General features: G+C 48.5%; 9 protein-coding genes and 2 rRNA genes (1 of these 11 only partly in view). 7 read left to right on the top strand and 4 right to left on the bottom strand.

Going from position 1 to position 22,365, the window contains the following annotated elements:
* Positions 1–53: 53 nt before the first annotated feature.
* Positions 54–2,231: a GH92 family glycosyl hydrolase gene (locus tag V8Z93_RS13790; protein ID WP_439431864.1), complete on the bottom strand. Its 2,178-nt coding sequence runs from the start codon at positions 2,229–2,231 to the stop codon at positions 54–56.
* A gap of 429 nt (positions 2,232–2,660) precedes the next feature.
* On the opposite strand from V8Z93_RS13790, the gene asnB reads away from it, so the two are divergent.
* From asnB to V8Z93_RS13765, 5 genes are all read left to right on the top strand, one after another.
* Entirely contained in the window at positions 2,661–4,448 is a 1,788-nt protein-coding gene (gene asnB, locus V8Z93_RS13785; protein ID WP_439431863.1) for an asparagine synthase B, read from the top strand.
* Positions 4,449–4,635: 187 nt separating this feature from the next.
* A complete protein-coding gene (gene gltB, locus V8Z93_RS13780; protein ID WP_439431862.1) occupies positions 4,636–9,159 on the top strand; it encodes a glutamate synthase large subunit in 4,524 nt (1,507 codons plus the stop codon).
* Between the two features lie 19 nt (positions 9,160–9,178).
* Positions 9,179–10,522 carry a glutamate synthase subunit beta gene (locus tag V8Z93_RS13775; protein WP_439431861.1) on the top strand — a complete coding sequence of 448 codons (1,344 nt, stop codon included), beginning with the start codon at positions 9,179–9,181 and terminating at the stop codon, positions 10,520–10,522.
* A 177-nt stretch (positions 10,523–10,699) separates the two neighbouring features.
* On the top strand, positions 10,700–11,758 hold the full coding sequence (locus V8Z93_RS13770) for a glycoside hydrolase family 43 protein (protein ID WP_439431860.1): 1,059 nt from the start codon (positions 10,700–10,702) through the stop codon (positions 11,756–11,758).
* Between the two features lie 103 nt (positions 11,759–11,861).
* Positions 11,862–12,857: a hypothetical protein gene (locus V8Z93_RS13765; protein WP_439431859.1), complete on the top strand. Its 996-nt coding sequence runs from the start codon at positions 11,862–11,864 to the stop codon at positions 12,855–12,857.
* A gap of 105 nt (positions 12,858–12,962) precedes the next feature.
* Here the strand turns inward: V8Z93_RS13765 and V8Z93_RS13760 are convergent, their stop codons facing one another.
* The 3 genes from V8Z93_RS13760 to V8Z93_RS13750 form a co-directional block, all read right to left on the bottom strand.
* Entirely contained in the window at positions 12,963–14,144 is a 1,182-nt protein-coding gene (locus V8Z93_RS13760; RefSeq protein WP_439431858.1) for a hypothetical protein, read from the bottom strand.
* 111 nt (positions 14,145–14,255) lie between these two features.
* A complete protein-coding gene (locus V8Z93_RS13755) occupies positions 14,256–15,428 on the bottom strand; it encodes an OmpA family protein (protein WP_439431857.1) in 1,173 nt (390 codons plus the stop codon).
* 77 nt (positions 15,429–15,505) lie between these two features.
* Positions 15,506–17,878, bottom strand: coding sequence for a hypothetical protein (locus V8Z93_RS13750; RefSeq protein ID WP_439431856.1), 2,373 nt, complete (start codon positions 17,876–17,878; stop codon positions 15,506–15,508).
* A gap of 1,240 nt (positions 17,879–19,118) precedes the next feature.
* Here V8Z93_RS13750 and V8Z93_RS13745 point away from each other — a divergent pair.
* Positions 19,119–20,650: ribosomal RNA gene (locus V8Z93_RS13745) — 16S ribosomal RNA — on the top strand.
* Positions 20,651–20,996: 346 nt separating this feature from the next.
* Positions 20,997–22,365, top strand: a 23S ribosomal RNA gene (locus V8Z93_RS13740); it runs 1,528 nt beyond the window's last position.
* Together the 16S and 23S rRNA genes form the textbook arrangement of a ribosomal RNA operon.

The raw sequence follows: 22,365 nt of genomic DNA, 5'->3' as shown, positions 1-22,365 counted from the left end.
TACAATAATCAGTTCAAAAACATCATTCTCATGAAATAATCTCATGAAAAATCTTATGGTCGGTCGGCTGGACGGGTGCCCCACTTGGATGGCTGGCTGCCCATCTGTATTTCCAGGGTGCCGCCCTTCATGATGTCGTTATACATGATGTACGACTTGGTGTATGGCTTGCCGTTGAGCTTGATGTGCTGGATATACATGTTCTCCTTGCTGTTGTCCCTGCAGATGATGCTGAAGGTCTTGCCCTTGCCCACGTTCACCGATGCCTTGTCGAAGATAGGACTGCCGATGATGTACTTGCCGCCGGCTGGCTCTACCTGATAGAGACCCATGGATGAAAGCACATACCATGCCGACATCTGGCCTACGTCCTCGTTGCCGCTCAATCCGTCGAAATCGTCCTTGTACATCTCGTTCATGGTCTGGCGCAGCAGACGGGCTCCCTTCCAAGGCTGCCCCACGTAGTTGTACATGTAGAGCACGTGATGGCTAGGCTCGTTGCCGTGGGCATACTGGCCGATGAGTCCTGAGATGTCGGGAGATGCATTGTCGCCCATGTTTCCGGTGACGATGAAGAGCGAATCGAGCTTGGTAACAAACTTCTGTTCGTTGCCGAAGAGCTTGACGAGTCCGTGTACATCGTGTGGCACCAGCCAGGTGTATTGCCATGCATTGCCCTCGGTGTAGTCGTCGTCACGATGCTCGGCAGCGAATGGGTTGAATGGGGTGCGGAACTTGCCGTCGGAACCGATGCCGCGCATGAATCCGGTTTCCTTGTCGAAGTATGTGCTGTAAGATTTAGCTCTCTTCTCGAAATACTTGGCGTCTGCCTTCTTGCCCAGCATGCGCGCCACCTTGGCCACGCAGGCATCAGCCAGGGCATATTCCAGACCCTTTGCCACGGTTTCCTTGGTCTTCTCCTTGTCGTAAGGCAGATAGCCGTATTTCTTGAGCAGACCCAGGCCGCGGTCTTCTCTCAACGCCGACTGCTTCATTGCCTCGTAGGCGCCTTCCTTATCCTGTACGTAGCCCTTCAGTACCATGTCGGCAAGCACAGGGATGCCCGGGTTGCCCACCATGCAGTTGGTTTCGTTACCCATCAGATGCCATACCGGCAACTGGCCCTGCTGGCGATAGATATTGATGAAAGTGCTTGCCATGTCTGGAAGCATATCGGTATGAATCATCGTCATCAGCGGATGAGCCGCACGATAGGTATCCCAGAGCGAGAGGGTGGTGTAGTTGGTGAAGTTGCCATCATATACCTTGCCGTCGGCACCGCGATACTGTCCGTTGACATCCGAGAATACGGATGGAGCGGTCATGGTGTGATACATCGCCGTGTAGAAGATGCGGCGTGATGCGGAGTCGGTGGTCTCGATGTTCACCTTGTTCAGTTCCCTGTTCCAGGCTTCGTCGGCATCAGCCACCACCTGGCGGAAATCCCAGCCCGGAATCTCCTTCTTCAGGTTCAGCTGAGCGTTCTCGGCGCTTACAGCCGACATGCCCGTCTTCACCATCAAAGGCTTGGTAACATCTGCTGCCGTAATCAGCCATCTTCCGGTGCCTAATGGCTTCACGGTGACAGGCTGCGAGAATTCAGCGAAGAAGAATGCCTTCTGGTCGTTGGCCCAGCCTTTGGAGAAGCGATGGCCTGCCAGGGTGGTAGATGTAATCTTATCTACGTTGTAATCCTTTGCCGCATCCCATCCGATGCCCTGCTTCAGGTCGAGCACCAGCTGTGCCTGCTGGGCATCTGCCCCGAAGGTATAGCGCTGGAATCCGGCACGCTGGGTGGCTGTGAGCTCTACCCACACGTTAGGCTGCTGCAGTTTCACGGCGTAGTAGCCCGGGCGCACATTCTCGTTGGCATGACTGAAGAGGATTTCTTTTTGGTTAGCATCTGTCACCGGCAGGAATGCCACGTCTCCCAGGTCGCCGATACCGGTGCCGCTGAGGTGCTGATGGCCGAATCCGATGAGCACGGAGTCGGAATGGTGATAGCCCGAGCACCAGTCCCAGCCACGTGATGGCTCAGTAGGGCCCAGCTGCACATATCCGAACGGAACATTGGCTCCGAGGAATACGTGACCGTGACCACCCGTTCCGATTCTTGGATTTACAAACTGGGTGAGATTGCCCAACTTAGCCTGTTGAGCGAAGGATGCCTGTGTGAAGCCGCCGGCTATCACGCAAGTCATCATGAATAGGTTTATAAGTTTCTTTCTCATAATGTTTAAGTTGCAATAGAATGCGTTATTATCTTCTGCAAAGATAAGAAAAAAAACTGTTATCACCCAAGTTTTCCGTAAAAATCTGATGGATAAGATGGGTTTTTAGAATTAATTAATTATTCTTTATGTTTCTGCTACATTAAATGATTCTGTTTACTTATATTCAGTGAAAAATTAAACAAAACCTTGATTTTATGCCTAACTTTCGTTTTGTAATCTAATAAGTGTGGTTTGCTTACAAAATGTAATTAATCTGCGAGCTGTATTTGTCTATCTGATAGTGATGTAACTTTACGAAGACAAAAAGCAAGAGAAATCTTCTTTATTCTATCAAAAAGTAGTAATTTTGCAGTCGAAATCTAGCAAAGTGATATTTGTTAGCAGGTAAAAAGATAAAAATAACCGTAAAAGAAAGGAAAAGATATTATGTGTGGAATCGTATCTATCTTCAATATTCAGGAGCAAACTCCTGAATTGCGACAGCAAGCGCTTCGTATGAGCCAGAAGATCCGCCATCGCGGACCCGACTGGAGCGGCATCTATTGTGGTGGTTCCGCTATCCTGGCACATGAGCGTCTGAGCATCGTTGACCCAGAAAGTGGTCGCCAACCTTTGTTTGCACCAGATAAGAAACAGGTGCTTGCCGTGAACGGTGAGATTTACAATCATCAGGATATCCGTACCCGCTTTGCCGGTAAATACCAGTATCAGACGGGTTCCGACTGCGAGGTGATTCTTTCTCTCTATCGTGAGATGCGAGCAGATTCCGACTTTGATACCTTAATATATAAAGGTGAGGATGCCCTCCACGCCCGTATCACCCAGATGCTCGAAGAGCTGAACGGCATCTTTGCCTTCGCCCTTTACGATGCCGAACGTGATGAATTCCTCATCGCCCGCGACCCTATCGGCGTAATTCCTCTTTATATTGGTTATGATAAGGATGGAAAAGTGCTGGTAGCAAGCGAGTTGAAGGCTCTGGAAGGTCAGTGCGACCACTACGAGCCATTCCTCCCGGGTCATTATTATTACAGCAAGAACCCTGGCATGAAGCGCTACTACACCCGCGACTGGTTTGAGTATGCCGCCATGCAGAAGAAATATCAGATTGATGATAAGAAGAAGGCTGAAGCCCAGCTGAAGGATGCGGAACCTCAGGAAGAGGCAGCCGTGAAGGAGATTCACGATGCCCTGGAGGCTTCTGTGAAGCGCCAGCTGATGAGCGATGTGCCTTACGGCGTATTGCTGAGTGGCGGTCTTGATTCTTCTGTTATCTCTGCCGTAGCCGAGAAATATTCTTCTACCCGTGTGGAGAATGGTGGCGAAACCAAGGCCTACTGGCCACGATTGCATTCCTTCGCCGTAGGCTTGAAGGGTGCGCCTGATTTGGCAAAGGCACGACTGGTAGCCGAGCACATCGGAACCGTGCATCACGAAATCAACTACACCATCCAGGAAGGATTGGATGCCATCCGCGATGTCATCTACTTCATCGAGACCTACGATGTAACCACCGTGCGTGCCTCTACCCCGATGTATCTCCTGGCGAGAGTCATCCGCAGCATGGGTATCAAGATGGTGCTTTCGGGCGAGGGTGCCGACGAGGTGTTCGGAGGTTATCTCTACTTCCACAAGGCACCTGATGCCAAGGCTTTCCATGAGGAAACCGTACGAAAGTTGGGTAAACTCTATCTCTACGATTGCCTGAGAGCCAACAAGAGTCTGGCTGCATGGGGCATCGAGGGCCGTGTGCCTTTCCTGGATAAGGAGTTCCTGGATGTAGCCATGGGCATGAACCCTGTGCTGAAGATGTGTCCGGATAAGACCATCGAGAAAAAGGTGGTTCGTGAGGCATTCGCCGATCTGCTTCCTGAAGAAGTGGCATGGCGCCAGAAGGAGCAGTTCTCCGATGGTGTGGGCTATTCATGGATTGATACCCTGAAGCAGATTACGGCATCAGCCGTCAGCGATGAGCAGATGGCGCATGCTGCCGAGCGATTCCCTATCAATCCTCCACAGAACAAGGAGGAGTATTATTATCGTTCAATCTTCGCCGAGCATTTCCCAAGCGACAGCGCTGCCAAGAGCGTGCCTAGCGTACCTAGCGTGGCATGTTCTACAGCCGAAGCCCTTGCCTGGGATGCCTCATTCAAGAACCAGAACGACCCTAGCGGAAGAGCCGTGGCGGGAGTTCACGAACAGGCGTATAAATAGTCAATTTAAGTTTCGCAAGTAGGCTCCACACGCCCTGAAAGGGCAGAAGCTCCTAGCCCAGGGCGTGTGGGGTCTTCCCATCTGTCCTTTCAGGGCGTGTGGTGAAGTCACATGCGAAAGTTTAGTAGACAGCATGAAATAATGATATATTAATAGTTAGAAATAACCGATATAAAACGAACAAGAAATGGAAAAAGGATTGTACAGTTCAGCCTATGAGCACGATGCGTGTGGCGTAGGTATGGTGGTGAATATCCACGGTAACAAGAGTCATGAACTGGTCGATAACGCCTTGAAGGTACTCGAAAACATGCGCCATCGTGGTGCCGAGGGTGCCGATAACAAGACGGGTGACGGTGCCGGTATCATGCTCCAGATTCCACATGAGTTTATTCTTCTTCAGGGTATCCCTGTGCCTGAGAAGGGAAAATACGGAACGGGTCTCGTCTTCTTGCCTAAGGATGAGAAGAAACAGCAGGACATCCTCTCTATCATGATCGAGGAAATTGAGCGCGAGGGATTGCAGCTGATGCACCTGCGCAATGTGCCTACCAACCCTGACTGTCTGGGTGAGGCTGCATTGAGCAACGAGCCTGCCATCAAACAGGTGTTCATCACAGGCGTTACAGATGATAAGGTGCCTGTCTTCGAGCGTACCCTCTATCTCATCCGTAAGCGTATCGAGAAACGAATCAGCGATCCTGATTTCTATATCTGTTCGTTGTCTAATTCGAACATCGTATATAAGGGTATGTTGAGCAGCCTCCAGCTGCGTCAGTACTATCCTGACTTGACCAATAATTATTTCACAAGCGGTCTGGCATTGGTTCACTCCCGCTTCTCTACCAACACCTTCCCTACATGGAGTCTGGCTCAGCCATTCCGTCTCCTTGCCCACAATGGTGAGATCAACACCATCCGTGGTAACCGTGCCTGGATGAAGGCTCGTGAGAGTGTGTTGAGCAGCGAGGCTCTGGGCGATATCCGTGAGATTTCTCCTATCGTTCAGCCTGATATGAGTGACTCTGCCAGCCTCGACAATGTATTCGAGTTCTTCGTGATGAGCGGCTTGTCTTTGCCTCACGCCATGGCTGTCATGGTGCCTGAGAGCTTCAACGACAAGAACCCTATCTCTGAGGATTTGAAGGCTTTCTATGAGTATCACTCTATCCTGATGGAGCCATGGGATGGCCCTGCCGCCCTGCTCTTCAGCGATGGCAGATATGCCGGTGGTATGCTCGATAGAAATGGTCTGCGCCCTGCACGCTATACCATCACCAAGAACGATATGATGGTTGTAGCTTCTGAGGTGGGTGTGATGGATTTCGACCCAACCGAGATTGCCGAGAAGGGACGCTTGCAGCCTGGTAAGATTCTCCTGATTGATACCCAGGAAGGCAAGATTTACTATGATGGCGAAATCAAGGAGCGCCTGGCTGAGGCTCATCCTTACCGCCAGTGGCTGAATACCAACCGTATTGAACTGGAAAAGTTGCGCAGCGGACGAAAAGTGGAAAACGCTGTGGAAAACCTCACTCGCAAGGAATTGGAGTTTGGTTTTGGCGAGGAAGACATCGACGGTACCATCATCCCAATGGCTACCAAGGGTCAGGAGCCTACTGCATCCATGGGTAATGATACTCCGCTTGCCGTACTCTCAGACCAGCCACAGATCTTCTTCAACTACTTCCGTCAGCAGTTTGCTCAGGTTACCAACCCTGCCATCGACTCCATCCGTGAGAACCTCGTGATGAGTCTTACCGAGTATATCGGTAGAGTAGGTTCCGGCATCCTGAACCCAGACGAAAGCAACTGCAAGATGGTCCGTCTGCCACATCCTATCCTGACCAATACCCAGCTGGATATCCTTCAGAATATCCGCTACAAGGGATTCAATACAGTAAAACTCCACATGCTTTTCGAAACCGCCAAGGGCGAAGAAGGACTGCATGAGGCTTTGGATGAACTCTGCAAGCAGGCGGCACAGAGCGTGGATGATGGCTACAACTACATCATCTTGAGCGACCGTGGCGTGGATGAAACCCATGCTGCCATCCCATCTCTGCTCGCCGTAAGCGCCGTACATCATTATCTGATTGATGCCGGCAAGCGTGTGCAGACTGCCCTCATTGTTGAGAGTGGTGAGATTCGTGAGGTAATGCACGCAGCATTGTTGCTGGGTTACGGTGCATCAGCCCTCTGTCCATACTTGACATACGCCATCCTCGACGACCTCGTAAAGAAGGGAAAGATTCAGGAGGATTACCATACAGCCGAGCAGAACTACATCAAGGCTGTGAAGAAGGGCTTGTTCAAGATTATGGCTAAGATGGGTATCTCTACCATCCGAAGCTATCGTGGTGCCAAGATCTTCGAGAGCATCGGTTTGAGCGAGAGCCTCCTGAAGAGCTACTTCGGAACAGAGGTGAGCACCATCGGCGGTATCGGACTTGAGACCATCGCCCGTGATGCTATCCGCCTGCACGACAAGGCTTTCGAGACCAAGAAACTCGACTTCCTGCCAAGTCTCGGACAGTTCCACTACCGCAAGGACGGTATCAAGCACGCTTGGAACCCAGAGACCATCGCCACCCTGCAGCTCGCAACACGCAAGGGCGATTACGATCTCTTCAAGAAATATACACATCTCGTTGACGATAAGCAGGAGCCTATCTTCATCCGCGACTTCTTCGGTTTCCGCAAGAATCCTATCTCTATAGATAAGGTGGAGCCAGTAGAGGAAATCGTGAAGCACTTCGTTACCGGTGCGATGAGTTTCGGTGCCCTCTCTAAGGAGGCTCACGAGGCTATGGCACTCGCCATGAACGCCCTGGGCGCTCGAAGCAATACCGGTGAAGGTGGTGAGGATAACGAGCGATTCCATTCTACACAGGATGGCATCAGCCTCTCAAGCAAGACCAAGCAGGTGGCTTCCGGTCGATTCGGTGTGACTACAGAATATTTGGTAAATGCAGAGGAAATCCAGATCAAGGTGGCACAGGGTGCTAAACCGGGTGAGGGTGGTCAGTTGCCTGGCTTCAAGGTCAACGAGGTCATCGCCAAGACCCGTCACTCTATCCCTGGCATCAGCCTGATTTCTCCTCCACCTCATCACGATATCTACAGTATCGAGGATTTGGCTCAGCTCATCTTCGACCTCAAGAATGTGAACCCTAAGGCGGCTATCTCCGTGAAGTTGGTAGCTGAGAGTGGCGTGGGTACCATCGCTGCCGGTGTGGCTAAGGCGAAGGCAGACCTCATCGTCATCTCTGGTGCTGAGGGTGGTACAGGTGCCAGCCCTGCATCTAGTATGCGTTTCGCAGGTATCTCTCCTGAAATCGGACTTTCTGAAACCCAGCAGACTCTGGTGAAGAACGGTCTTCGCGGCCAGGTTCGCCTGCAGGTGGATGGTCAGTTGAAGAGCGGTCGCGACATCATCCTGATGGCTCTGCTCGGTGCTGAGGAATTCAGTTTCGGTACTGCCGCCCTCATCGTTTTGGGTTGTGTCATGATGCGTAAGTGTAACCTGAATACCTGTCCTATGGGTGTTGCCACACAGGATCCTAAGCTCCGTGCGCACTTCCGTGGCAGCTACAAGTACCTCATCAACTACTTCCGCTTCCTCGCCGAGGAGGTTCGTGAGTATCTCGCTGAGATGGGTTACACCTCATTGAACGATATCATCGGTCATACCGAGCTCATCGTCCGCAAGAAGGATGAGGAGATTGTTCCTACCGAGGGTGCTGATGCCGTAGAGCCAGAGGTGGCTAAGAGCATCGAGGAAAAGGCAGACTTGCTCGACTTCTCCCGCTTGCTGCATCGTGAAACAGGTCATTGCTCGCTCTATCATACTACCGAGCAGATTCATGACCTCGACAATGTGCTCGACCAGCAGATTATCCGTGGTGCCCAGCGTGCCATCGAGAACCAGGAAGAAGTGAACCTCGACTTCGCCATCAAGAATACCGACCGTGCTGCCGGTGCCATGTTGAGCGGTATGATTGCCGAGAAATATGGTGAGGCGGGTCTTCCTGACAAGACCGTGAACGTGAAGTTCAAGGGTTCTGCAGGTCAGAGCTTCGGTGCCTTCCTGGTCAAGGGAGTGGATTTCAAGCTCGAGGGTGAGACCAATGACTATTTCGCCAAGGGACTTTCAGGAGGTCGTATTTCCATCCTTCCTCCTATCCGCAGCAACTTCTCTGCCGAGGATAACATCATCGCCGGTAACACCGGATTGTATGGTGCCACAAGCGGTGAGTTGTATATCAATGGTAAGGTAGGCGAGCGCTTCGGTGTTCGTAACTCCGGTGCCATCGCCGTGATTGAGGGTGCTGGCGACCACTGCTGCGAGTATATGACGGGCGGTAGAGTAGTAGTGCTCGGTGAAACCGGCCGTAACTTTGCCGCTGGTATGAGTGGTGGTGTAGCCTACGTATGGGATAAGAACCACAACTTCGATTACTTCTGTAACATGGATATGGTGGAGATCAACCTCGTGGAGGACAGCACCTATCGCAAGGAGTTGCACGAGCTGATCCGTCAGCATTATCTCTACACTGGCAGTAAGCTTGCCCGTACCATGCTCGATGACTGGAACCACTACGTAGAGGATTTCATCCAGGTAGTGCCAATCGAGTATAAGCGAGTTCTCCAGGAGGAGCAGGTAAAGAAGTTGCAGCAGAAGATTGCGGATATGCAGCGCGATTACTAATTTTAAAATTAGAAAAAAGATGGGAAATCCAAAAGCATTTTTGACTATACCTCGCAAGGAAGCAGGTTATAGACCAATTCACGATAGAATCCTCGACTTCAGCGAGGTAGAACAGACATTGAATAGCAACGACCGCCGACAGCAGGCTTCACGTTGCATGGATTGTGGCGTGCCTTTCTGCCACTGGGCTTGTCCGCTGGGCAACAAGGCACCGGAGTGGAATGATGCCCTCTACAAGGGCGACTGGGAGCAGGCTTACCGTCTCCTCAATTCCACCAACGACTTCCCGGAGTTCACAGGACGCATCTGTCCTGCACTCTGTGAGAAGGCGTGTGTATTGAATCTCATGGATCATGAGCCAACCACCAACCGTGAGGATGAGTGTGCCATCGTGGAGCACGCCTTCTCTGAGGATTATGTGCATGTTGAGATTCCTGAGCGTAATGGCAAGACTGTGGCTGTCATCGGTGCCGGTCCTGCGGGACTGGTAGCTGCCAACCAGTTGAACCATAAGGGATATAAGGTAACTGTGTTCGAGGCACGTGAGAATGCCGGTGGTCTGTTGCGTTATGGTATTCCAAACTTCAAGCTCAACAAGAGCATCATCGACCGCCGTCTCCGTCTTCTCGAAGAGGAGGGCATCGAGTTCAGATACAACCAGCATATTGACGTTACCAAGTTGCCGGAAGGCTTCGATGCCTACGTGGTATCTACCGGTACACCGACAGCCCGCGACCTGAAGATTCCAGGAAGAGAGCTGAAGGGTGTTTATTTCGCCCTCGAACTGCTTTCTCAGCAGAACCGTATCCTCGCCGGCATGGAGTTCTCTAAGGACGAACTGGTTAACTGCAAGGGCAAGGATGTATTGGTAATCGGTGGTGGTGATACAGGTTCCGACTGTATCGGTACTGCTCATCGTCAGGGTTGCAAGAGCGTAACCCAGATAGAAATCATGCCTAAGCCAGTGGAAGGCCCTGAGGATCCTAAGAATCCTTGGCCAAACTGGCCTCGCACCCTGAAGACCACCTCTAGTCATGAGGAAGGCTGTACCCGCCGCTGGAACATCAACTCTCTGGAGTTCCTGGGAAAGAACGGTAAGCTGACAGGTGTGAAGGTTCAGCCTATCGACTGGAAGCCAAACCCAGAGGGTGGTCGCCCGCTGATGGTAGAGGCAGGCGAGCCGGAAATCATCAAGGCAGAGGCAGTATTCCTGGCAATGGGCTTCCTGAAGCCACAGCAGCCTGAGTTTGCCGAGAATGTATTCGTGGCAGGCGATGCAGCCAGTGGAGCCTCTCTGGTGGTTCGTGCCATGGCAAGCGGCAGAAAGATTGCAGCCCAGGTAGATAAATTCCTGAGCAAGTAAAAATCGGTTATTTTTAACTATAAGTGCAGGGAGGTTAATCTCAGTGATGAGGTTTTCCTCCCTTTTTCGTTAAAACTCCCCATTCTTCCCCCAAGAATTTGGTAATCTCAAATAAAAAGTGTAAATTTGCACTCAATATTTCAACTAATAATAATTAAACTAGCAAATCAGCAGAAAATGAAAAAGAAATTATCAGCTGTTCTCCTGGCGTTGGCAGCCTTTATGCCAACGACCGCACAGAATTTAGTAAAGGGCGATTACGGTTATCTCTACTGTCACATGAGCGACAAGGGAGAGTGGACTGCCTACGCCGTATCACGTGATGGCTACAACTATCAGGACATCAATGATGGCAAGCCAATCTTCAATCCAGAAGAGCACGCCCGCATCGAAGGCGGTACCCGCGATGCCTACATCACCCGCATGCACAATGGCAAGGGCTACATCATGGTAACCACAGATATGTGCGTGCGCAAGAGCCGCAAGTGGGATAACTATGGCATCGACCTCCTGAAGAGCAAGGACCTGAAAAACTGGACCAGCGTTACCTTCGATTACCGCAAGGGTATGCAGAACTTCTGCGATGCTGCTACAGCCAAGTCTCCATACAAGGACTGGAGCACCATCAACCGTGTGTGGGCACCTCAAATCTTCTGGGATCCTGACTACCGTTGGGAAAACGGCGAAAAGGGCGGATACATGATCTACTATTCCATGCTCAACCGTGCAGAGGAGCAGTACGACCGCATGTACTACAGCTATGCCGACAAGACATTCACCAAGCTCACCACACCAAAGTTGCTCTTCGACTGGGGCTATGCTACCATCGATGCCGACATCAACTTCCTGAAGAGCGATGGCCTCTACCACATGCTCATCAAGAAAGAGGGAGGAAAACCGGGCATCTACACTGCCACCAGCAAGTATCTGAACCATGGCTGGGGTGAGCCTGTAGAGAACGATTATGTAAGCTTCGAAGGCCGCAAGAACTGCGAGGGTAGCTCTGCCTTCCAGCTCATCGGCGATGACACCTGGCGCGTGGCATACATCCAGTATCACGATAAACCGAAGCACTATCGCATCTGCAAGGCAGACAAGTATCTCCGCAATTTCTCCGACCCTGTGGATATCAAGGGCGTAACCGGTCCGCAGCACGGCAGTTTCATGCGAATCACCAAGAAGGAGTACAATAGTCTCCTAAAATGGGATAAGGAATTAAAAAATAAGAAAAAATAGGGGATTTCTCGAAAAAAAGTAGTAACTTTGCCACGAAATTTCAGAATTAACATAAATAATATAAATAATAAGTATCTAGGAATCAAAAAGAGATAATAATTATATGAAGAAACGTTTCGGAATCATCGTGGCAGCGTTACTGACTGCTACTCTTTCTTTCGCTCAATCTGCCGACTATCCTTGTGTAGAGGGTAGCACGGGCAATAAGGATGATAAGAATATCCTCAACCATCTGGATGGATCTATCACTTTGGGTACCACTGGTCTAGGTGTGGATTTGGCAATGCCTATCGGCAACCGTGTGCAGGTGCGCACGGGTTTCTCCTTCTTCCCTCATTATGAGCAGACCATGCACTTCGGTGTTCAGGTGGGTGATGATAATGATCCTGCCGTTCAGGATGAGAAGTTCAACAAACTCTCTCAGACCCTGAAAGATTTAACGGGTTTTGAGGTAGATCGCAATGTGGATATGCAGGGCAAGCCTACTATGAGAAACTTCAAGTTGCTGGTGGATGTCTTTCCTTTCCGCAACAAGCACTGGCACGTAACGGGTGGTTTCTATTGGGGACCTTCTACTGTGGCTAAGGCTGAAAATGCGGCATACGATGGTACTTCGTTGGTATCTGTCGCCATCTATAATAATATGTATGAACGTATCATCAATTCCTACGAAAATGATGTGCCATACATGACGCTGGGTGGATCAGACCTTTATGCCGATGAGGAACTCTATAATAAGTTCAAGAATTGGGGACGCATGGGTGTGCATGTGGGTGATTTCAAGAATGATTCTCCTTACCGCATGGAACCGGATGCCGACAATATGGTGTCTTGTAGAATCAAGGTGAATAATTTCCGTCCTTACCTGGGATTTGGATATGGAGGCAAGTTGTCAAACCGCAGCGACCGCAACTGGATTTCTTTTGATTGTGGAGCCATGTTCTGGGGCGGTACTCCTAAAATTATCACGCATGATGGTGTAGATCTGGCGAAGGATGTGAAGAACATCGATGGAAAGGTAGGAGATTATGTGAGTTTCTTCAAGGGCGTTAAGGTTTATCCGGTTCTTGAGTTGAGATTGACACATCGCATATTCTAAGTATATTCTAATAGAAGTTATTTGTGGCAGTATACAAAAAAGGGTCGTCCTATGATGGGCGACCCTTTTTCATATGCTATTCTTTTTTCTATTCAATTCTTTTCTTTATTTCACTACAATCTTCTTTCCCTTGAAGATATAAATGCCTTGTGGAAGACCTTCGGTTGATGTGGCGTTCTTGCGAACCTTCACACCGGTCATCGTGTAGATATCGCCTGACTTGTTGGCATCCAAATCTGTAATCACAGAGCTAATGCCCGTGGCGAAATCTTCCACCTTCAACTCTGTAGGAGTTTTTGCTGTAGCAGGAAGATAGGCGCTGTTGTGAGGAATACCTGTAAAGTAAGCGTCAATCTTGCCATCGTAAACATATACGGATGACATGTACTTGCTGGAATTGTTGAATACCAGATCACCATTGGCGTTGGTTCCCAATACACGCATGCTGCTGGCATCGAACTCTGTATAGTTGAAATGCTGGCTTATCCAGTCGCCCAGACAGAAGAAGACGCCATTCAGGTAGTTCTTCGCTGTAACGCTGTTGCTTGTACTTGTAAGTGGCATAATCAGATTGTTCTTGGCGTTGTCAGAACTGCACTCGATAAGAACAGGAGTGTTGGCAGGGATGTCACCGCTAATCTCTTGGTAATAGGCATTGCCGCTATTGTTGTTGATGGCAGAGATGACAAGTGCTCGCATGCCGCTTGACTGCAGCTTGAATGGGAAACCTGCCAGATAAGTAGCATAGTATTTTCCGTTCTTTGCCTTCACCAGTGGGGTGATTCCGATATAGTTGGCACCGGAATTATTCAATGGGATGACTTTCCAGTCACGGGTATCGCTGCCCTTGGTTCTTACATAACTGCTGTCGCTTCCGGCATAACTGCTGTTCTCGTCGCTCAGATAGAGCTTGGTGCCTGAGTCTGTCTGCCAGAATTTATAAGATGCTCCACCATTCTTGGTTTCGATGCGGATGTAGTAGTTGATGAGCTGGTGCATGTCGATGCCTTGCGAGATGATGTTGTACTCTGCGCTGTTCACCTTCTTGATGTAGAAGATGGAACCTGGGTCTGATTCGATATCGCTCCATTTCTTGCGGGTAGCGATGGCTCCGGCATCTACATTGGTGGTGTGGGCATTGGCACCGCGGCTGTGACGGTCAGCAAGTGTCATATATCGGCCTGTATTCACATTTTGGATGCGATAGAAACCATCACCGTTCAACTGTGCGTGAGCTGTTAATCCTGAGATACAAGCTATAGCTATTGATAGAATAATTTTTTTCATACTGATTGATAAAAAAATAACCGATTTCCATGCGATATCACATTTGTAGAGATAAGGATGAAAATCGGTTATATTATTATTTATTGTGTCTTATAACCTGCAACAAGCTGATTACTTAGCAATACAGATAGTAACACGGTTCATATCGTTCTCCTCGAATGGCTGAACGCGTGAACCCATTGACTTCTTGATCATGCGGCTCTTTGCAACACCCTTAGCTGCGAGTGTGTTGTAAACAGTCTGAGCACGGCGAGCAGCAATCTTATCGTTGAATGCAGCGCTACCTGTACCCTTGTCAGCATAACCTGTCAAAGTGATCTTTGCATCTGGATTCTCCTTCATGAAGGTAACAATCTCAGCAATCTTTGTAGTCTGTGACTTTGCGATGTTTGAGTTACCGATTGGGAAGAAGATATCACGACGGAAGTTCTCATCTACAGCCTCCTGCTTGGTCTCTGTCTTAGGAGCTGGTGCTGGAGCTGGCTTCTCGATGATACGCTCGATGATCTTCTCTACTGGCTTTGGAGCAGGGATAGTCTTGGTTGTGTATGTCTTGCCAAGAGTGAACTTTGCACCTACCAATGCGTTGAAGTACCAGTCTGAGTTACCTGCCTTCTTTGAGTTGTAACGGTCGTTCAATGTATTGGCTGAAACCTCGAGGCCGAGGCTTACACGCTCGCTTACACGGAAGTCTACGTTAGCACCTACACGGCCAGTCAAACGTACCTTTGAGCCATCCCAAAGATATGACAAAGCTGGGTCTGACTTAGCTACCTTGTTGGCTTCAGGAGTAGTTGTACCATAAGCTGAGTTAATCAGGTTGGTATATGCTGCGTTCATATTGCTCTGAGCTGTAGCTGCTTCATCGTTGCCCCAAGCAATATTAGCACCAATACCAGCGAATACGCCAACGTTTACCAAACGGTTTGGATTGAAACCGCAGAAGAGGTTGCTGAGGTTGAATGTTGCGTCAACCATTGGAGCAACGTAGTTCCACTTCCACTTATAGGTCTGGCCGAGGAACTCCTGACCAGCCTTGCTCTGCCATGCGTTCAAAGATACACGGGCACCTACTACCTTGTTGAAGTTATAGCCATAACCTACCTGTACGTTTGGAGAGAGCAAGTCGCCGAAACCAATCTCGCCCAATGTCTCCTGGCCACCAATCTGGACCTGGAGGTATCCATGAGGGTTGAAGACGTTTACAGTCTTAGCTTCCTGGGCTGAAGCTGCTGTGCAACCCAATGCCAATAAACTTGACAGTAATATACTCTTAAATTTCATAATCTAATTCTTTATTAAAAATTCATTTTAAGATTGAAGGTGGCAACCGAAATTGCCACGAACAATGGTTTCTTAAATTACTTTACTACCTTAACGTAGAACTTCTTGCTTACAGTCTTACCAAAGTAGTCAACGGCATTGTATGTGATGGTGTAAACACCTGCCTTAGTTGCCTTGAAGCCTACCTTGTACTGACCATTCTTCAAAACTACCTTGCTGCCGCTCTGACCTGCACCTGTCAATGTAGCACCACCGTCAACGGTGATTTCCTTCATATAAGCAGGAGCGAGCAACTCTGCTGTGTAAGAAGATGCAACGAATACAGTTGATGCCTCGCTGCCATTCAACTTCAGGTAAGAAGCACCCTCAGCAACGCGTGCCAACTGACCGAAGCTGCCGTTGTTTGTTCTGTAGAACATTGCTGGCTGGAGCAAAGAGTTAGACTTAGTCAACAAATTCTCGAACTTGTTGATGTAAGTGTTGATGCGGCTGATGAGCTGACCGTCGATTTCGTCAGTGAACTTGTTCACCTTGTCAACAATACCGTTAACGTTGCCAATCATGTTGCCAACCTGGTTGTTGATGTTGTCGATGATCTTGTTGAACTCATCCATTGGGATAGTTACATCATATTCACCATTTGTCTTACCTACAGTAACATGAACATCTTCAGGATTAATCTTTACACTACCGATTGTTACATCAGCTGTTGCACCAAGGCTTGACAAGTCGAAGACAACGGTCTTACCATCTTCGCCAAGCTTACCTGTAATCTTGTCCTTACCAACAATAGTAACACCTACTTCTGGTTTTGGTACCCATACATTACCATTGATCTTGATATTATCTACATCAGGAATTCCCTCGAGAGTAACCTTTGTCTTGACATTACCCATGTGCTCAATAGGAGTCCAAGTAAACTTGTAGTTATTGAAGTTAATCTTAGACTGCAATGTTGGGATTGATGGGAGATCAACATTGATACCATCCTTCAAGAATTCGAATGACAATGGGCTCATTGGAGATGCTGCCAACTTATAAGCAGAAGTAACCTTCTTATCTACCAACTTGCCATCCAAACCACGCTGTGACCATGTTGCCTCTACTGCATACAACTTCAAACGGTTGTTGAATGTGCTGTTGATGGTAGATGCGATGTTGCCAAGCTGCAAGTTTGTTGACTTAGGATGTCTCAACTTATCGAGGAGGTTCTTACCAACTGACTTCAACTTCTGAGCGTCCTCGCTAGTCCATACCTTAGCCTTGTTGAGAGACTCCTCATCAAGAGATACCTTAACAGCGTAGAAACCGTTCTTGCTTGTTGAAACTGCACGAGATACACCAGCAGTCAAAATCTTATCTGTGTTAGCCCACTCCAACTTGTATGGAGCAACATTACCCTGGCTGTCAACCAACTTCAAGTGGATAGCAGAAGGATCAACGTTAGCTGGGTTTACTGTTACGTAGATGATACCTGCATTGTCATCAGCATCGCTGATCAATGTACCAGCAAGCTTCTTATTAGCAAACTCTACACCCTCATCTGCATGACCATAGTATGCACCGAGGAAGTTAACCTGTACGCCGAATGGAGTATTCTCGTAGCCTGTGATAGGGCTCTCAGATGCCTGAATAATGATGCCAGATACCTGCTTGTTGAGAATATCGTCAACGCTATTCTTCAAAGCATCAATCTGTCCCTGAAGACCCGCAATCTTTGAATCAATTTGAGTCTTAGTATAGTAATCTGCCAACTGTGAACCAATCATACCATTGATTTTCTCATCTGTAGGAATCATGCCAACAACTTTGTTGGTAGCATTCGCAATCTCAGTGTAGAGACGTGCGCTCAAAGTGTCTATACGCTCTGAGTCTGCCTGAGCCAAAGCCTTGGTATAGGTCATATCCTTCAGTAACTGGTCAACATTCTTTGTGATACCAACCTTGCCAGTCTCTTTGTCGCCGTAAAGGTCACCCCAGATAGTCTTTACGCTATCTGCCAATTCTTTGTTGTTGCCTGCAAGTTTAAGCAAAATGTCCTGGTAAGCAGTAGAATTCTGAATAGCTTCGTTCAAAGTGGCATAGCTACCCAAGATGGTCTGCTTTGACAATGTTGCGATTGCATTCTTGACATCCTCGTCGTTAGTGATGTTGGCTGTCATCTGACGCTTCAATTCAGCAATGATGTTTTGATTGGTTTTAATCTGAGTCTCAATCAATTCTTTTGTGTGCGCATCTGAGCAGCTGCATGTCTTGATAGCATTGAGCTTACCATTAAGAATTTCCACGTCCTTAGCCTGCTGAGCAATCAGCTGGGCAATAGTCTTGTTTGCCTGAGCCTGAGCTTCGTAAGCTGCGTCACTGTCGTAGTCCTTACAAGACACGAAAGTACTTGCTCCACCCACTAAGAGGGCAGAGAAGAGCAAAATACTAGTTAATTGTCTTTTCATTTTTATAAAAAATTTAATTAAACTTATGTTGTCTAACTCTAACAAGTCATCCATGACCACTGACAAGATAGCATTCTGTTGCATTGTTGTGTTAGGTCACGCTTTGACTTTTAATTCTTAGCCTTTGTTTTTATTCCTTTATTTATTACCAAATGTATATATACCGCTGCAAAGTTATAGCTTTTTTTTCAAATAGAAAGATTTTCAAGCATTTAAATGCGAAAAAAACACTGATTTTTATCTTTTTTAAGCATTCTTCCCCTCATTTTCCGCTGTTTTCCTTCAAGTTAACAAATGTTGGGTAAAAATATCTTTCTTGCCATTTGATGTATATCAGTTCGCTTCTCGTCTAGTCCAGTTTCTCTTCTCCCTATACCTTATTTATAGAACTTTCGCAAGTATCTCACCCACACGCCCTGAAAGGGCAGAAGCTCCTAGCCCAGGGCAGCGCCCTGGGTAATGATGGATGCAAGCTTGTCGCCCTGTAAGGGCAAAAGCCTTCAAGTACCAGGCAATATACAAAGCTTTTGCCCTTACAGGGCGCCTTGCTGATTGCTTGTATGCCCAGGGCGCAGCCCTGGGCTAGGAGCTTCTGCCCTTTCAGGGCGTGTGGAGCATACTTGCGAAACTAGAATTATTTATATATAAAGCCCCAAAAAAAGCCCTTAAGTATGGGAAAATTTTCCCTTAAGGAAACTTGAAGTTTCAGTTAAGGAGACGTAGATTTTCCCTTAAGGAAAAAAACGGTTTCACTTAAAAAAGCATTTGAAACACTTTTGGAGTGTTTTTGAGGCCATTTCTTTGCCCTTATCAGTAGCCTTGATAGTGGTGTGTGTGCGTGCACACCTCATGCTATATAATATAATAAGGTGTAATGCAGAAAATAAAGCTTTGAAATGTTTTCGAATGTTAAAATCAAAAGAAAAATGAAAGTTTTTCCTCAAAACATTTGGCTGTTTCGGAAATAGTTAGTACTTTTGCACTCGCTTTTGAGAAATCGCTTCTCTTAGCAAACATAAAGAAGAGTTCTTTGAAAGATTTTACATAAACAGACAAGTAGTACAAGAAGCGGTTAACTTCTTAGAAATAAGAAAGTTGACTGGGTAAAAGAAACGAACCGTCAAGAAATTGACAAGTCAGGTTTACTAAGCTTCAATAAACGAAAAGGATATTCGTCCTAAGTACAGACAACAAACACCGATTGCTTCAGCAATGAGGCAAGAAGTAAAAATGATATTTTACAATGGAGAGTTTGATCCTGGCTCAGGATGAACGCTAGCTACAGGCTTAACACATGCAAGTCGAGGGGAAACGATAGAGAAAGCTTGCTTTTTCTAGGCGTCGACCGGCGCACGGGTGAGTAACGCGTATCCAACCTGCCCATCACTTGGGGATAACCTTGCGAAAGTAAGACTAATACCCAATGACGTCTCTAGAAGACATCTGAAAGAGATTAAAGATTTATCGGTGATGGATGGGGATGCGTCTGATTAGCTTGTTGGCGGGGTAACGGCCCACCAAGGCGACGATCAGTAGGGGTTCTGAGAGGAAGGTCCCCCACATTGGAACTGAGACACGGTCCAAACTCCTACGGGAGGCAGCAGTGAGGAATATTGGTCAATGGGCGAGAGCCTGAACCAGCCAAGTAGCGTGCAGGATGACGGCCCTATGGGTTGTAAACTGCTTTTATAAGGGAATAAAGTGAGAGTCGTGACTCTTTTTGCATGTACCTTATGAATAAGGACCGGCTAATTCCGTGCCAGCAGCCGCGGTAATACGGAAGGTCCGGGCGTTATCCGGATTTATTGGGTTTAAAGGGAGCGTAGGCCGGAGATTAAGCGTGTTGTGAAATGTAGACGCTCAACGTCTGCACTGCAGCGCGAACTGGTTTCCTTGAGTACGCACAAAGTGGGCGGAATTCGTGGTGTAGCGGTGAAATGCTTAGATATCACGAAGAACTCCGATTGCGAAGGCAGCTCACTGGAGCGCAACTGACGCTGAAGCTCGAAAGTGCGGGTATCGAACAGGATTAGATACCCTGGTAGTCCGCACGGTAAACGATGGATGCCCGCTGTTGGTCTGAATAGGTCAGCGGCCAAGCGAAAGCATTAAGCATCCCACCTGGGGAGTACGCCGGCAACGGTGAAACTCAAAGGAATTGACGGGGGCCCGCACAAGCGGAGGAACATGTGGTTTAATTCGATGATACGCGAGGAACCTTACCCGGGCTTGAATTGCAGAGGAAGGATTTGGAGACAATGACGCCCTTCGGGGTCTCTGTGAAGGTGCTGCATGGTTGTCGTCAGCTCGTGCCGTGAGGTGTCGGCTTAAGTGCCATAACGAGCGCAACCCCTCTCCTTAGTTGCCATCAGGTCAAGCTGGGCACTCTGGGGACACTGCCACCGTAAGGTGTGAGGAAGGTGGGGATGACGTCAAATCAGCACGGCCCTTACGTCCGGGGCTACACACGTGTTACAATGGCAGGTACAGAGAGATGGTGTTCTGCAAAGCGCATCTAATCCTTAAAGCCTGTCTCAGTTCGGACTGGGGTCTGCAACCCGACCCCACGAAGCTGGATTCGCTAGTAATCGCGCATCAGCCATGGCGCGGTGAATACGTTCCCGGGCCTTGTACACACCGCCCGTCAAGCCATGAAAGCCGGGGGCGCCTAAAGTCCGTGACCGTAAGGAGCGGCCTAGGGCGAAACTGGTAATTGGGGCTAAGTCGTAACAAGGTAGCCGTACCGGAAGGTGCGGCTGGAACACCTCCTTTCTGGAGAGACGAATTTCCTGTGAAGATATAGGAATCTGATTAAAAGTTCGCTTCTCTTCTTGTACGCACCATCTGTTTAATTAAATACAGGAGACTGGGATTCCTTATACATTATATAATATATAGGGATGGCTCAAGCAAAATGGTTCAACTCCACAATCTCCACCATGCCTTTTAAGGCAAGAAGATCTTTGACATATTGACACAAGCAAAACTGTAAGTAATGAACTTTAGTTCAGACTAAAGTGAATCAAATCGCAAGATGAGATTTCACAAGTTAGAATACAGCTGAAAGTATGAGCTACTTATTCGTTATTCGGAAACGAGTAACAAGAATACAGTCGTAAAGAAAGTAAGAAAGGGCGTATGGCGGATGCCTAGGCTCACGGAGGCGATGAAGGACGTGATAAGCTGCGATAAGCTTCGGGTAGGTGCAAATAACCTTTGATCCGGAGATTTCCGAATGGGACAACCTAGCCGTCTGAAGGACGGTTACTCTTACCAATGTAAGAGAGCTAACGCAGGGAACTGAAACATCTTAGTACCTGTAGGAAGAGAAAATAAATAATGATTCCCCTAGTAGTGGCGAGCGAACGGGGAACAGCCCAAACCAGTGGCGTCGCAAGGCGTGGCTGGGGTTGTAGGACCGCGACATTGTATGCAAATCGTGAACAGAACACTTTGGAAAATGTGACCATAGACGGTGATAGTCCAGTATGTGAAGCGAAATGCGGCATAGCGGTATCCTGAGTAACGCGGGACACGAGGAATCCTGCGCGAATCTGCCGGGACCATCCGGTAAGGCTAAATACTCCCGTGAGACCGATAGCGAACGAGTACTGTGAAGGAAAGGTGAAAAGAACCCCGAGCAGGGGAGTGAAATAGTTCCTGAAACCATGCGCCTACAAGCGGTCGGAGCACAGCAATGTGTGACGGCGTGCCTTTTGCATAATGATCCTACGAGTTACCGTCACTGGCGAGGTTGAGTGTCATGAGACACGTAGCCGCAGTGAAAGCGAGCCTGAAGAGGGCGCACAGTCAGTGGGGGTAGACGCGAAACCAAGTGATCTACACTTGGCCAGGATGAAGTCCCGGTAACACGGGATGGAGGTCCGCACCAATAAGCGTTGAAAAGCTTCTGGATGAGCCGAGTGTAGGAGTGAAAGGCCAATCAAACTTGGAGATAGCTCGTACTCCCCGAAAGGCATTTAGGTGCCGCGTCGGATGGTCACCGTGAGAGGTAGAGCGACCGATAGGACAAGAGGGCTTCACCGCCTATCGAGTCCTGACGAACTCCGAATGCTCACGGTTTGCAGTCCGGCAGTAAGGGGGCGGGTGCTAAGGTCCGTCCCCGAGAGGAGAAGAATCCAGACCGCCGTCTAAGGTCCCGGAGTTCTGCCTGAGTTAGTCTAACGAAGTCTGGTCCCTATGACAGCTAGGATGTTGGCTTGGAAGCAGCCATTCATTCAAAGAGTGCGTAACAGCTCACTAGTCGAGGGTCCGGGCATGGATAATAATCGGGTATAAGGCAGACACCGAAGGCGCGGGATAGCAATTTTAAAAGTATCGGTAGGGGAGCATACTCACAGCGTCGAATGGTGTACGTAAGTTATCCTGGAGCGGTGAGTAAAGCAAATGTAGGAATAAGTAACGATAAGGAGGGTTAGATTCCCTCCCGCTGTAAGACCAAGGTTTCCCGGGCAATGCCAATCAGC

The organism is Segatella copri (genome assembly GCF_051861805.1).
GTDB lineage: Bacteria > Bacteroidota > Bacteroidia > Bacteroidales > Bacteroidaceae > Prevotella > Prevotella copri_M.
This window is presented reverse-complemented; position numbering and strand designations above follow the sequence as displayed.